The sequence below is a fragment of the Mesorhizobium sp. CA4 genome, assembly GCF_020165075.1.
Lineage (GTDB): Bacteria > Pseudomonadota > Alphaproteobacteria > Rhizobiales > Rhizobiaceae > Mesorhizobium.
In genome coordinates, this window is record NZ_JAIUHK010000030.1 from 49,119 (window position 1) to 62,216 (window position 13,098).

Here is a 13,098-nt window from a genome sequence, read left to right on the forward strand (position 1 = left end):
CTGATGCTCTGACAGCCACAGGAGGCCGGTCATGGACATTATTATGAACGCCAGGGGAGCCACCCCTGAAGAAAAACAGCGCGGCCTCGCCGCAGCTCGGGCCGTGATCGAGCAATCTGGCCTGACGGCCGAGGAAGCGGCGGAAGGCTCATTCGCAGTTGAAGGCTGGGATGAGATGGGTTTCCCGCCGGACCAAGAGCCATCGGAAGACGAGTATGCTGCGGCTGACGTTTGGTGGGCGGCTAGCAATGCCGCAATCAAGGCGTGTTGCGAAGGGTGGCCGGACGAGAAGCGTATGCAGGTCAGCGGCCTGCAGTTGCTGCATAATCCGGATGTGCAACTCGCCGACCGCACCACTGCACTCCGCCGGATGCGGGCCCTCATCCAGGCCGAGGACGGCAAGCACGAATATCATGACCCTAGGGTCTTCTTGCTTGCTCTGGCCGCCACTGCTGAGGTTCCGGATAGTTCGGAAGCGCAGCAACTCGTCAGCGCCGTAACGGTTGCCTATACGTCTCTGTCGCTCGCAGGGTTCCACCCAAATGAGCCTATCGTGTCAAAGCGCCAGGCAGTGCTCGACGCGATCGACGCTCTTGAGGCGGGATCAGCGCCGCTCAATTGAGAAAGGCCATTGAATGTCCACGCACGTCCTTCCGGAGCAGAGAAAGCCGAAGCTGATTGTTGTGGTCGCATTCGATCGCGGCGACGACGGCGAGTTGTTTCCTATGTACGGCCCGGCCGACCAGCAAAGCGAAGACCGGGCGATCCGAACTGCAAAAGCACTCGCCGGCAAGCATGCGGGCGTCATCGCATGGAGCAGGGATGCCGATCCGGCGCTTGGGGACTACGGCCCGCCAAACACTTTGTTTGTGAGCGGTGATGTGCCCGACATGGAGTGATAGACATGTGTGGGCGCTACACCCGTTATCTCCCTTGGTCGGAAATCCATCGCCTCTATCGGCTGACGGCGCGGCCGATGTCGGGCGCAACGATGCGCCGCGTACAATATCGCGCCGACCGACGAGGTGCCTTTCATCACCGCCGCAGATGACGGTGACCATAAGGTTCGCTCGGGCCGTTGGTGGCTTGTGCCTTTTTGGGCGAAGGAAATGCCAAAGGCACCGATGTTCAATGCGCATCGAGAGCGTCGATACCGCTTTTCGAGATGCGTTCAAGTCTAAACGCTGCCTGATCCCTGCCGATGGCTTCTACGAATGGACTATCAGCCCGGCCGATCGCGGCAAGGACCCCTGGCACATCTTCCTGCCCGGTCACGCGCCTTTCTCCTTCGCAGGCCTGTGGGCTTACAACAAGACGCTGGACATGACGAGCTGCACGATCATCACCGAGCCCGCCGGCGAGCCGATGCGCCAGCTTCATGACAGACAGCCGCTAATCCTCGATCCAGCCTACTACGACGTCTGGCTGAATGCGGACACGCCGGCGAGCGACCTTAAGGCGCTGCTCTCCCGCGACATTGACGGGCAGCTTCAATTCAACCGCGTCGAACGGGAGGTCAACGCCGCCACGATCAACAAGCAGCCCAACGACCATTCCGGCCTTGTGGGACCCATCAACCCGCTATGAGCGACGAAATCAGACTTCCACGGCCCGAATACGCTACGCCGGCTGGCGTCCAGCACCACGTTTGCGAGCACGACGGCTGCAGCAAGGACGCCGGTTGGGGCTTTGCCAAGCCGAAGCAGGCGCCGCACTGGTTCTGCTTTGAGCATAGGGCTGAAGGCGAGCACTTCCTGTAGGAGCATGACCGATGTCCCGATATCAATTCGTGCATGAACTGGAAAGCACCGCCGACCACATTGCGGACGCTTCTCGGGCGGACATGCAGGTGCTGTTGCGGCGGGCCGCGCTGCTGATCAGAAACGCCGGTGGGGTCAGCCTTGATCCCCGCACCGACGACGCGCTGACCAGCCTGGCGGCCGAGATGGGCACTGCTAAGCCGGATCTGGTGGAAAAGATCGTCGGCGAATGGCTCGTCGCCAATGCTTATCTGCCGGTGCCGCGCCAGTTGGACGAAGAAAGCACGGTGGACGGCAACGGATGATCAGCAGACCGAGACGCGAAGGCGACTACCCCGACCGAGAGGTCGACAGTCAGGAAGCTATGGAGCCCGGTTTTCAGGCGATCGTGGATTGCATGCTTGAAGCAGGATGGGGCGCGCCGAAGTCATGCGCTCCCTGCGACGCCTGATCGCCGCCGACAACATGACCCAGAAGGAAAACGCCAAGGTCGAGGCAGAGCTTGCCATTGCTCGGGCGATGATCCGGGCGGGAAAGGCGCTTTAGTTGTCGCCCTTCGCGAGCGCGCTTTCGTCGAGCTCTGTTTCGAACGGATCACTCACCGGCTTCGCCTCGGTGCCAATCGGCACGCCGTCGAAGCCCTGCAGCCAAGCGTCGGCATGCTCTGCCCAATAGTCCGGCACGGCACGTTCCTTGCCGTCTTTGCGCGCCTGCTGTCCATACATCCAACCGTAGGTGACGCGCTCCTGGCCTTTCTTGGCGACTGCCATTTATTGTCTCCAGGCTCGTTTCAGCGAAGCGTGACGCAGCTTCTCCTCGCCCTTCAGGGTTTCGACCTGGCCAACGAGGCCAGGCCTCAGCCACTGCGCTCTTTCCTTCTTCAATTCCTTTGGGGACGGCGCGCCGGTCAGGCCTTGGACCTGATCCCATAATTTCTGCCGCTGGTCGAGCTTGAGTGGACGACCGCCGCGCCGACGTAACGGCCCTTGTCGGCCATCAGCACGCGCGTGGCCTGGCCAGGGTCACGCTGGTAGCCGATGATCTCCAGCGTTTTCCTCTGGAAGCATTTCACCTTTCGAGATGACGGATGAGCTCGCCTGGTTCTTAAATGACCTGGACCGCCAGAGAAAGCGCCCCACTAGGTGGCTTTGTCGACCAGCGGCGTCTTTCTCTTAGGTGGCACGTAGGCAGTCACCAGCCTGACCGTATCGGCATTCACAGTGAGCGGCACGCCGAGATTGACCGTCACTTTGCCATCGCCGACGCGCGTGACATCGCCTATCAGCTTGATCGGTTGGCCCTGCTTCACGGTCGATGTCCGATCCACGGTGGAATGCGGCTGATTGTATGACGGGATCCAGACGCTCACCCAGTCTTTTGTCACCCGCCTGCGAACCGTGGCTGTGATAGCAACTTCATCGCCGATGTTGATGCTGCCCTTCACCATCCCGGGATTCTGGTGCGGCCGACGGCTTCGTCAAGCGACCTCTAACATATTGCCGCAGCCGGGTGTTCTGAAGCTTGGACGAGCTACAATGGTACATACGCCAGGGAACAGCCGTCTCCCGACCCGTCTGTCCGTGCAACCCGCAGGGGAATCGCATATGGCTTTTTGGGACTTGAAGTTGGCCTGAGAAGGGATTCTTTGGGCAGGCAGTCGAACGAGGGAGAGACTGCCATTTCCAGCCTTGAGAGCTATTTCGGCGCGCTGCCCGATCCGCGCGCTGGCAACGCCACGCATCGGCTTGGCGATCTGATCGTGATGATGATCGCCGCAAGCCTGTGTGGGGCAAGCAATGCGACTGAGTTCTCGCTGTTCGCACAGGAGCGCCAGCAGGCGCTGTCGCGGTTGATCGAGTACGAGGTGGCGCCCAGCCACGACACCTTTTCCCGGCTGCTGCGGCTGCTTGATCCGGAGGCATTCGGTCGGGCCTTCGCCGCCTTTGCCGCAGGCTTCGCGCGGGCCTGCCAAGAGGTGGTCTCGCTTGACGGCAAGACGCTGCGGCGAGCCTATGAGAAGGGCCTTGCGGCCAGCCCGCCCCTGACGGTGTCGGCCTTTGCCGCCGAGACGCGGCTGTGCCTGGCGGCGGTGTCGCCGGGCGATGGAGAGAATGAGGTCGAGGCAGCCCTCAAGGTCGTCGAACTCATCTTGCGGGCAGAATGGTCACGGCCGATGCGCTCCACTGTCACAAACGCATGGCACAGGCCATCACCGAACGCGGCGGGGACTACTTACTCGCGCTCAAAGGCAACCGCCGCCATTGGGTCGCTCATGCCAAACAACATCTGGCCGAAACAGCCCTCGCTGTGGCGGAGCGGAGCGAAACCAGCCATGGTCGCAGCGAATGGCGGCAGGCCGAGGTCGTGGCCGCCATCAAGCCACTGATGGCCGGCCACGAAGCCTTCATCCGCATCACCAGCCAGCGCGATCAGGCCAAGCCGATGACGCGCCTGTTCATGGCTTCCACCTTACTGTCGCCACAGCGGGCGCTCGAGCTCACGAGAGCTCATTGGCAGATCGAGAACGGCCTGCATTGGATGCTCGACGTTCATCTGGATGAGGATCAATCACGTGCCCGCAAGGACAATGCCCCGGCCAACACCGCGCTTCTCACCCGCATCGCTAGAAACGTCCTTCAGGCCGCCGATGTTGACAAAGTCCCCATCAGTCATCGCATTAAGAAATGCGCATGGAACGACGACTACCTAGTCCAGGCGCTAACCCATATGCGATAGCCCTGGTGCAACCCGGGAGAAGGCGAACCAAAACACGGCGGCCTCCGTCTCGTCGGTAACTCGCGCCTTTCGTGAACCTAGTCTAGCTGGCAGTTCCTATTCTGGCCGCACACAGCGGTGTTTCGGCTACCACTCTTTGACTGGCTGTCACCACTTCACCGGCCACTGTCTCGACAACGTAACTTTTCATGCAGTGCTCCCGTCGGTCACCGACCAACGATGATCGCGAAGCCTTGTTCCTGCTCGGAGGTAACGACGGTTACACTGACCGCGGATTTGGGCCGCCAGTGCTTCAAGCGCTGCACACGGGCGCGTATGGGCAGCCTGTGTTGGATATCGTTTCTGCTGCTGAGGGCGACATATATTTGGCAGACCCAGCCGGGTCCCGGTAGTGTCTCATTTCGAAATTTGACGGCAGGCCGAACCGCCTCACCGCGTTTGCTCCCATAGACCGAACCGCCTATATGTTTAACGGACAAAGCATAAGCGAGGTCTTCAGTTGGCGATCGGAATTTGCAGGATAAAGAATGGCTGGGCCACGCAGGATAGCGTGTGGGTTCGGTACGGCGACGGCAAGGAATTGGAGATGCCAGCCAGGGAATATGAGGCAAAGGCTTACGCGCCCGGTATCGATGATCTGCCGGCTTGTCCGCCCAACAAAGGCAAGCAAGATGCCAACCGGACCTAAAGGCCTGAAGCGAGACCCGCCGACGTGATCGGCAACGCCGTTCGCGTTATGCCGCATCGCCACTGGCGAGGAAGCCGACGACAGACGACACCAGCTCAAACTGTGGCTCCCATCCCATTGCCCAAGCCCGCTGCGAAGGTCGATGGAACACGTATGCGAGCAGATGGACGCCGTTGCGCCGAAGTTGGGCAGGCAAGCGCGGTGTGGCTACACTCCTAACGATCGCCCGCTTGCCCCCATAACGCTGATACGGCTCACAGTTGCCGACAAATCTAAGAACGTCAAATCAAACTGAGACATTACCGGATCCATAACGCTAGCCATAAGTCTTGTTAGGGCGTAAGCTGTTTTGGTCGCCCGCGCATAACTGGCAACGGACGCTTGGAAGAGACGATCAGGCTTTCGCCCAACCGGAGGAAAGCCATGCCCAGCGAGAGCGGCCGCGAAACTCAGACTGCTAAGCAAAAGCAAGTCAACTGGCTTGTAGACAGAACTGGCATCACCAATACACAGGCCTATGAGCTTATTGACTTGCTCGGTGTGGGCAATCTGCCGTCGCTGGTGCGTGAAGCGCTTTTGCTGAAAAAGTAGTCCTGCCCAAGGGTGGCGACTTCCCACCCTCAGGTGCAGCGTTTCAGCAGATCGATCCGCAGCGCATGTCGCGAAAGTCCGAGCGCTGCGGCGTACTCGGCATGGCGCATGCCGCTCCAGTTCATCGCCTCGACATGCATGCTCCACAACGCCCGAAGCGCGATCGGACCGCTGTCCGTGCGCTTGCCGTAGCGATAGCGCGACCGCCTTTGGTAACCCTTCGGCTGCGGCGCCTTGCGCTGGCGTCCGGTCTTCTTGCGACGCAAATTCTGCAGCTTTTTCGCACGCTAGCGCAGGTCATCGTTGCTCACCAGATGGTGCATCCACAGCTCGAATGCTCCTGATCGAAAGATCGCGCTGCCGGCCGATTGCCGCCCGTAGTCGGGGCAAGCGCCTGGCCAAGCAGCAAAACTGTGCGTCGACTGAAGGTCAACTGGCGATCGCCGGCGACTCGGCGGCAAAATCTGCTCCTGTGAAGCAACGCAGGAGGCGAACGATGGAATTCTTTTGCGGACTGGACGTAGCGATGGACGAGACAGCGGTGTGCGTCGTCGACGATCATGGCGTCGTGCATCTTGAGATAACGGCGGTGACTGATCCCGACGCTGCTGTTTGCGGTGCTGAAGCCATTTCTGCCGCACCTGCGGCGTGTCGGTACGAGGCCGGCGCGTTGTCGCCGTGGCTGCATCCAGAGCTCAAGAACTCGGCCTGCCGGCCGTCTGCCTGGAGACGCAGCACGTGCGCGCCGCGGTGTCGGCGAAGCGTAACAAGACCGACAAGGCCGATGCGCTGGGCATCGCCCACATCATGCGCTCCGGCTGGTCCCGGCAGACCCATCTCAAGTCGCAAAGCTGCTACCGGACGAAGCTTTTGCTGACGCATCGGCGCAATCTGGAAGCCAAAGTTCCTCGACTTGGAGAACGCCATACGCCATTCGCTGAAGGCATTCGGCATGCGACTGGGCAAGGTCGGGCGAGGGGCTTTCGAGTAAGCGGTGCGCACCGCGGTGGCGGAGGATCCGCTGTCCGCCGAGTTGATGGACGCCATGCTGTCGGCGCGCGCAGCGCTGTGGACACAGTATTGCCGGCTGCACGATCTCGTCGTCAAAATTGTGGCCCGCAGCGAGCTGTGCCGGCGCTTCATGGCAATCCCCGGCGTCGGGCCGGGGCCGGCACTCTCGTCATGACGGCGATCGACGATCCGTCGCGTTTCCGTCGCTCGCGCGACGTCGCGGCCTGACCTCGCGGCGCTGGCAGTCGGGCACCTCGATCGACGTTCAGGGTCGCATATCGAAAGCCGGCGACGCGGATGTGCGGCGCTCGCTTTACGAGGCGGCGTCGGGGCTGATGACGCGCTTCAAGGCTCCGATAAGGTCAAGGGCCAGGCGATCGCCAAACGATCATGCCACTGCAAGGCCTGTGTCGCCGTGGCGCGCACTTCCTGCATCGCCGCGCGGATCACTTCGGGCAGCCCATCCGGGTTCGAAAGCAGAATGTCTTTGACGCAGCTATGGCAGTCTTGTTTTCAGTCTTGGTCTTCGGTGGCGTTCCTTCGTGGGAATCAGGTAACGTTGAACATCACCGGCGTGCCATGACCGCCTCCCTCAACGAATTTGCAGAACTCTCAGCAAACTACCTGCCGGCCGCGACGAGAGCGCCCGATCGGGCGTCAGCTGGTCGGGGTTGCGCAGCCCGATCGAGTGCGATCCAGTAGATCTCCGTCGGTTTTAAATTAGCTTTGAGAGCCGCGTGGCCCCCTTCGCGGCGCACGCCAGAAACGCGCTCCGGCCCCAACTGGGCCGCCTTAGAGCAGTGAATTCTAAAGTCTCGCCCGGAGCCGGCGATGCCACTAAAATGCCGAGCAGCAGTGCTGCAATTTTAGGCCATACGAGGATCTTTTGGCCGCCGCCGGGGAAACAGAGTCCGGAGAAAACAATATGGAGGTTGTGGGGACCACAAGCGGTCAGTCTCGCCCAAGATTTTACCTGATGCTTCCAGAACCGCGCTGATGGCGCCCGCCATTGTCTCCTCGGGGCGCCACCGCTCAGGCACTACGGCAAGTGAGCAGGCGTTTAGACCTCGGATAGGTTTTGACGGTATTTATTTGGAAAAAGGAGCCGGAAGTCATGTCCGAGATATGGCACTCACTCCTCGCCAATCTTGCCTTGGTCTCCATCCTAGTCGTCGCCTGGGATCTCGTGGCGGATTTTACCGGGCGTCTGTCGCGGTTGATGCAATCGCTGCTTCTCGGCGTGGTGATGGCCGTGGGTTCGATCATTTCCATGGCGACGGCCCTGTCTGTCTCAGGTTTCATTGTCGACCTGCGCGCCGCGTTTATTGGTGCGGCCGCATTCTTTGGCGGTTGGCCGGCGATGTTCATCGCTACCGCCGGCTCAATCGTCTATCGGTTCTATCTTGGCGGGCAGGGTGCCAGCGTCGGCATCATGAGCATACTGATCAGCGCTGTAGTCGGTCTAGTATGGCACCACATTGTTGGGTCGCGCTCACGCTCCATGTTCGACGTTTTCGGCCTCGGCGTGTCGATCGCGCTTGCCGGACTGATCATGCTTCTAGTCATACCGTCGCACGTCGTGACCGGTTTCGTTCAGCAGAGCACGTTCCCCTCCCTCGTGCTCCGCTTCCTCAGCACGTTCATCATCTCCGTGCTGCTTGATCGGCAGCAGAGGCGTCGCGATCTCGCCGTGTCCAATATGATCTACCGGGCCATGGTTCGCGAGCTGCCGGATTGCCTCAACGTGAAGGATGTCCACGGCCGCTTCGTCGTAGCCAATCCAGCCACCGCCCAAATGATGCGCGCCGCCTCGGTTGAGGACCTCATCGGCAAAACGGATTTCGATTTTTATCCGAAGGACGTGGCCGAGCGCTTCAGGCAGGACGAAATGGGTTCGCTTGTGGCAGGGCAGACATTGCGCATCGATCAGCCCGCGCTTTTCCCGGATGGCAGCCAAGGTTGGCTCTACACCATGAAAGTTCCCTTCCAAGACGAGTCCGGCAAGATCACCGGCGTCATCACCTACAATCGCGACATAACCGAGCAGAAGAAAAACGCCCAGCTCAAGAACGACTTCATCTCCACGGTGAGCCACGAGCTGCGCACGCCGCTGACATCCATCCGCGGCTCGCTCGGCCTGATTGCGGCGGGCGTGGCGGGCGAATTGCCGTCGAAGGCGGCCAATCTCGTCAACATCGCCCACAACAACAGCGAAAGGCTGGTTCTTCTCATCAACGATATCCTCGATATGGAAAAGATCGAATCGGGCGTGATCACCTTCAAGATCAAGCAGATGGCTCTGCGCCCAGTTCTGGAGCAGGCAATTGCCGCCAGTTCCAATTACATGGCCGAGAACAGGATCCGCATCGTCCTCGTCGATGATGCCCCGCGCGCCGAGGCCAATATCGACCCGGACCGTGTGCATCAGGTGATGGCGAACCTGCTGTCGAATGCGATCAAGTTCTCCGATCTCGGCGGCTCCGTGATGGTGAAGCTCCAGCGTCGCGACCGAGACATCCTGCGCATCTCCGTCATCGATCAGGGCGCTGGCATTCCGGAAGCGTTCCGCAGCCGCATATTCGGCAAGTTCGAGCAGGCCGACGCGTCCAGCACCCGCAAGAAGGGAGGCACCGGCCTGGGCTTGAGCATCGTCAAGACAATTGTGGAAAAGCTGGGCGGCGCCGTTTCCTTCGAGACGGAGGAAGGTAAGGGAACCTCGTTTCACGTCGATCTTCCCGAGGCACACAGGCCGGCCGAGAAGCCGGTTTTGGTCGAGCGACGGGCGCGCAAGCGCGATGGCCGGCTGCGTGTCCTCATTTGTGAGGACGAGGCCGACGTCGCAACGGTAATCGCGGCACTTCTCGATGCGGAAGGCTTTTCCACCGACGTTGCCCCGGACATCGACACTGCCATGGCGCTCCTGCGCTCCCGCGACTACGTCGCGCTGACGCTCGACATCAAGCTGGCGGGGGAGTCCGGCATCAAGCTCTTCCACGATATACGGGCACCACCGGTAAATTCCGATATTTCGGTCATCGTCATCTCCGCAGTTGCCGATGAGGCCAAGCGCTCGCTGAACGGAACCGCCGTCGGCATCGTCGACTGGCTGGAGAAGCCAGTGGATTCGGCGCGCCTTCAATCGGCCCTTGCCAAGATCCTCGCCAGCAAGGTCGAGCGGAGGCCGAGGATCCTCCACGTCGAGGACGACGAGGGTGTGCTTGCGGTGATGTCAGCGGGGCTGGGTCCGGATGTTTTGATCGCCTCTGCCAAAACGCTGCAGGAGGCTCGAAGGGCGGTCGCGAAGCATCGCTTCGACCTGGTCATACTGGACATTGCGCTTCCCGACGGATCGGGGCTGGACCTGCTCATCGATCTGCCGCTGGAGACCAGAGTCATCGTGTTTTCGGCGGCGGAGCCGGATCAGAATCTTGGCGACCGGGTGCAGGCAATGATGACCAAGACCAAGGCATCGGAGATCGATGTCGCCAGGTTGGTTAGAAGCATGTTGGTCTCATCGCCCGATGGCGCCGGACCTACCCCCCGTGCCAAGGAGTGACGATTATGCCGGCAAGGATCCTCTATGTAGATGACGAGGATGATATCCGGGAAATTGCCGAGATGTCGCTGGAGCTCGACCCTCAGTTCGAGGTTCGGTCCTGCTCTTCGGGCGCCGAGGCGCTGGTGGTCGCAGCCGATTGGCAGCCCGATCTGATCCTGCTTGATGTGATGATGCCGGAAATGGACGGACCGGAGACGCTGAAGCGCCTGGCCGCCTCACCGCCGACGGCATCGATACCCGTGGCGTTTATCACCGCACGCACCCAGACGCATCAGGTCGAACACTATCTGGCAATGGGAGCGGTTGGCGTCATAGCCAAGCCCTTCGATCCGCTGGCGCTGGCCGGCGAGGTTAGGACGCTGCTTTGGGGCCGTCCCGGCTAGCCCAGTCGCCCGGTCGCGAAGGCGGCTGCAAGGCGCCTGTCGCCAAGCTCCATTTTGCCATTTACGGTCCTATACCATGGCCCAATATTCATCTACAGATTGTGTCGAAATCAAACCCTCGCGAATCGGCTTTGTTAGGATCGCGGTGCGGGCGGAATTTCCAGCATGGGCCGCTTTGGCGGATGTCGGTTCATGCGTAGATCACTCCGGGGGGCGACGGAACCGGAGCAGGCCTGGTGAATGGAGCGAAGGCAAGAGTTCTGATCTGCGATGACGACCCTTTATTGCTCGAACTGATGGAATTCAGGCTGAGGGCAAAAGGATATGAGGTCATCAAGGCGGTGGACGGGGCCGAGGCGCTGGCGAAGGCGGAACAGGATGGCCCCGATATCATCGTGCTCGACGCGATGATGCCAAAGGCCGATGGCATCGAGGTGCTGGCAAACCTCAAGGGCCATCCAGCCCTGTCGGAGATACCGGTCGTCATGCTCACCGCCCGCAAGGCCGAAAGGGACATCGTCTCGGCTCTGGAAAAGGGCGCTGACGACTATCTGGTGAAGCCATTCATTCCCGAAGAGCTTTTGGCCCGGCTCGCGCGTCTCATCGCGCGCAAGGGCGGGAAGCGCTGATGCGGCGTGGCCGGCGCTTGAGCTTTGCCGCATGCTTGGCCCTGGCGATCGCCGCCGACCCCGCGTTGGCGCAAACGGCCGACGAGCTCTACGCTTCGGCCGTGAAGGCGAGGCAAGCGCAGAATTTTGATGAGGCAGCCGACCTGCTTAAACGTGCGCTTGCGCTCAAGCCCGATAATGCCGATGCGCTGGTTCAGCTAGGCTTCGCCGAGCTCGGCCGCAACGACCTTCTCGCGGCGCGGGACGCCTTTTCCAAGGTGCTTTCCCTCGCTCCGACTTATCGGGATGCCTCGTTGGGAATGGCCGAGGTCGAGTTCCGCTCCGGTAATCTGGATGCCGCGCTGCCGCTGGCCGAAACTGTCGCCAAGGCCGATCCGGCCAACGCCGACGCCGCAGCCCTTGTCGGAAACATCCGCAAGGCGAAGCAGGTCGGCAATCCGAAACCGGCTGCCGCGGCTCCGGCGAAGGCGACGAAACAGCTTCGCCAGCCCGATCCTGTCCCTGGCCTGATCGAGTTGGGCAGGCGCCTCCGGACAGCCGGAAAGCTGCCCGAAGCGGAAAAGGCCTATCGCCGCGCCCTCAAGCTGGCTCCGAAAGACACTGACATCCTGGTCGGGCTTGGCCTTGTCGCTGGTTCCAGCCAACGCTTCGACGAAGCCGACCGTCTCTTCGACCGCGCGCTGGCCATAAAACCTTGCCTTCTCGATGCTAGGCTGGGCAAGGTGCGCCTGGCGATCTGGCAAGGTAACACGCCGCGCGGCCGCTTGGCGGTTGACGGCGTGCTGGCGACCGCGCCGGACAATGTCGAGGCGCTTGACCTCGACGGCAGGATCGCCCTGCTCGAGGCCGATTACACGAGGGCCGGACAGTCGTTCCAGCGCGCGCTGACGCTCGAGCCGCAGAGTGCCGAGGCGCTGGTCGGGATCGGCGACGTGCGCCGCGCCGAGGGCGACGACGAGGCGGCGCGGCAGGCCTATCGTCAGGCGCTCGCCCTCCAGCCGGCCTCCGCCGATATCAAGCAGAGGCTGGCCGTGCCGCCGCCGCGCAAATGGCGGCTCGACCTCGGCAGCGAGGTAAGCGATCTCACCAATGGGCTGGGCGACTGGACCGACAGTTCGGCCGGTCTCGCGTATCGGCTGTCGCCGCGCACGACGATTTCCGGCGGCACCCGGCTGGCGACCCGCTTCGGCCATACCGACGTCCAGCTCGAGGGCCGCATCGACCAGGCCTTCTCGCCGGCCTTCTCCGCTTATATGCTCGCCGCGGCGACGCCGGATGCCGATTTTCTGGCGCGCTATTCGGTCGGCGCCGGCGCGTCCTGGCAAGTCGTGGCGCCGGCAAGGGCGTTCGGCCCGCTCTCGCTCAATGTCGACGCCCGCTACGACGATTTCGCCGATACCGGCGTCACCAGCATCCAGCCTTGGATCCAGGGTTATGTCCTCGACGGCCGCCTGGGGCTATCGGCCCGCTGGGTGCATGCCGAGGACGATACCGGCACGCGCACCGATGGCTATGTGCTTCGCGCCGACCTTGGGGTAACGGAGCGTTTCAACGTCTTCGCCGGCTATGCCGACGCCCCCGAGATCGACGGCGGCGCGCTGGTGCCGACGCGCACCGTCTTCGGTGGCGTTTCCTTCGACGTCAGCGATCCGCTGACGCTGCGCGCCAGCATCGCGCATGAAGAGCGCCCGACATTCGACCGCAACATATTCGGCCTCGGCCTGACGGCGCGGTTCTGACC

The 13,098-nt window shown here is 61.7% G+C and carries 11 protein-coding genes and 3 pseudogenes; 11 read left to right on the forward strand and 3 right to left on the reverse strand.

Translation table 11 applies throughout. From position 1 onward, the window contains the following. Positions 1–31: 31 nt before the first annotated feature. From LB528_RS22425 to LB528_RS22440, 4 genes and pseudogenes are all read left to right on the forward strand, one after another. Entirely contained in the window at positions 32–622 is a 591-nt protein-coding gene (locus tag LB528_RS22425; RefSeq protein WP_224716334.1) for a hypothetical protein, read from the forward strand. Between the two features lie 13 nt (positions 623–635). Next, a complete protein-coding gene (locus LB528_RS22430; RefSeq protein WP_224516829.1) occupies positions 636–899 on the forward strand; it encodes a hypothetical protein in 264 nt (87 codons plus the stop codon). A gap of 126 nt (positions 900–1,025) precedes the next feature. Continuing rightward, positions 1,026–1,587, forward strand: a pseudogene (locus tag LB528_RS22435) (SOS response-associated peptidase). 184 nt (positions 1,588–1,771) lie between these two features. Next, on the forward strand, positions 1,772–2,065 hold the full coding sequence (locus LB528_RS22440; protein WP_224516832.1) for a hypothetical protein: 294 nt from the start codon (positions 1,772–1,774) through the stop codon (positions 2,063–2,065). Positions 2,066–2,302: 237 nt separating this feature from the next. Here LB528_RS22440 and LB528_RS22445 read toward each other — a convergent pair whose 3' ends face one another. Beyond that, positions 2,303–2,530, reverse strand: coding sequence for a hypothetical protein (locus LB528_RS22445; protein ID WP_224516836.1), 228 nt, complete (start codon positions 2,528–2,530; stop codon positions 2,303–2,305). Between the two features lie 368 nt (positions 2,531–2,898). Further along, complete coding sequence (locus LB528_RS22450; protein WP_224516838.1) at positions 2,899–3,207, reverse strand: hypothetical protein; 309 nt, start codon at positions 3,205–3,207, stop codon at positions 2,899–2,901. Positions 3,208–3,405: 198 nt separating this feature from the next. Here LB528_RS22450 and LB528_RS22455 point away from each other — a divergent pair. Both LB528_RS22455 and LB528_RS22460 read left to right on the forward strand, forming a co-directional pair. Then, a pseudogene (locus LB528_RS22455) lies at positions 3,406–4,496 on the forward strand (ISAs1 family transposase). 1,111 nt (positions 4,497–5,607) lie between these two features. Further along, positions 5,608–5,775: a hypothetical protein gene (locus LB528_RS22460; protein ID WP_224516842.1), complete on the forward strand. Its 168-nt coding sequence runs from the start codon at positions 5,608–5,610 to the stop codon at positions 5,773–5,775. 29 nt (positions 5,776–5,804) lie between these two features. On the opposite strand, the gene LB528_RS22465 is transcribed toward LB528_RS22460, so the two are convergent. After that, positions 5,805–6,041, reverse strand: a complete 237-nt coding sequence (locus LB528_RS22465) for a hypothetical protein (protein WP_224516843.1) — start codon at positions 6,039–6,041, stop codon at positions 5,805–5,807. A 230-nt stretch (positions 6,042–6,271) separates the two neighbouring features. On the opposite strand from LB528_RS22465, the pseudogene LB528_RS22470 reads away from it, so the two are divergent. The 5 genes and pseudogenes from LB528_RS22470 to LB528_RS22490 form a co-directional block, all read left to right on the forward strand. Further along, positions 6,272–7,222, forward strand: a pseudogene (locus LB528_RS22470) (IS110 family transposase); the annotation flags it as partial. A gap of 678 nt (positions 7,223–7,900) precedes the next feature. Continuing rightward, positions 7,901–10,342 carry an ATP-binding protein gene (locus LB528_RS22475; RefSeq protein ID WP_224716335.1) on the forward strand — a complete coding sequence of 814 codons (2,442 nt, stop codon included), beginning with the start codon at positions 7,901–7,903 and terminating at the stop codon, positions 10,340–10,342. Between the two features lie 5 nt (positions 10,343–10,347). Further along, entirely contained in the window at positions 10,348–10,728 is a 381-nt protein-coding gene (locus tag LB528_RS22480) for a response regulator (RefSeq protein ID WP_224516848.1), read from the forward strand. Positions 10,729–10,964: 236 nt separating this feature from the next. Next, entirely contained in the window at positions 10,965–11,357 is a 393-nt protein-coding gene (locus tag LB528_RS22485) for a response regulator transcription factor (RefSeq protein ID WP_224516850.1), read from the forward strand. After that, positions 11,357–13,096, forward strand: a complete 1,740-nt coding sequence (locus LB528_RS22490; protein ID WP_224716336.1) for a YaiO family outer membrane beta-barrel protein — start codon at positions 11,357–11,359, stop codon at positions 13,094–13,096. Before LB528_RS22485 ends, LB528_RS22490 begins: the two co-directional genes overlap by 1 nt. The last annotated feature ends 2 nt before the right edge of the window (positions 13,097–13,098 follow it).

Excerpts from the sequence above, each read along its gene's own strand:
- LB528_RS22425 (WP_224716334.1), top strand. The coding sequence starts at position 32 with ATGGACATTATTATGAACGCCAGGGGAGCCACCCCTGAAGAAAAACAG.
- LB528_RS22430 (WP_224516829.1), top strand. The coding sequence starts at position 636 with ATGTCCACGCACGTCCTTCCGGAGCAGAGAAAGCCGAAGCTGATTGTT.
- LB528_RS22440 (WP_224516832.1), top strand. The coding sequence starts at position 1,772 with ATGTCCCGATATCAATTCGTGCATGAACTGGAAAGCACCGCCGACCAC.
- LB528_RS22445 (WP_224516836.1), bottom strand. The coding sequence starts at position 2,530 with ATGGCAGTCGCCAAGAAAGGCCAGGAGCGCGTCACCTACGGTTGGATG.
- LB528_RS22450 (WP_224516838.1), bottom strand. The coding sequence starts at position 3,207 with ATGGTGAAGGGCAGCATCAACATCGGCGATGAAGTTGCTATCACAGCC.
- LB528_RS22460 (WP_224516842.1), top strand. The coding sequence starts at position 5,608 with ATGCCCAGCGAGAGCGGCCGCGAAACTCAGACTGCTAAGCAAAAGCAA.
- LB528_RS22475 (WP_224716335.1), top strand. The coding sequence starts at position 7,901 with ATGTCCGAGATATGGCACTCACTCCTCGCCAATCTTGCCTTGGTCTCC.
- LB528_RS22480 (WP_224516848.1), top strand. The coding sequence starts at position 10,348 with ATGCCGGCAAGGATCCTCTATGTAGATGACGAGGATGATATCCGGGAA.
- LB528_RS22490 (WP_224716336.1), top strand. The coding sequence starts at position 11,357 with ATGCGGCGTGGCCGGCGCTTGAGCTTTGCCGCATGCTTGGCCCTGGCG.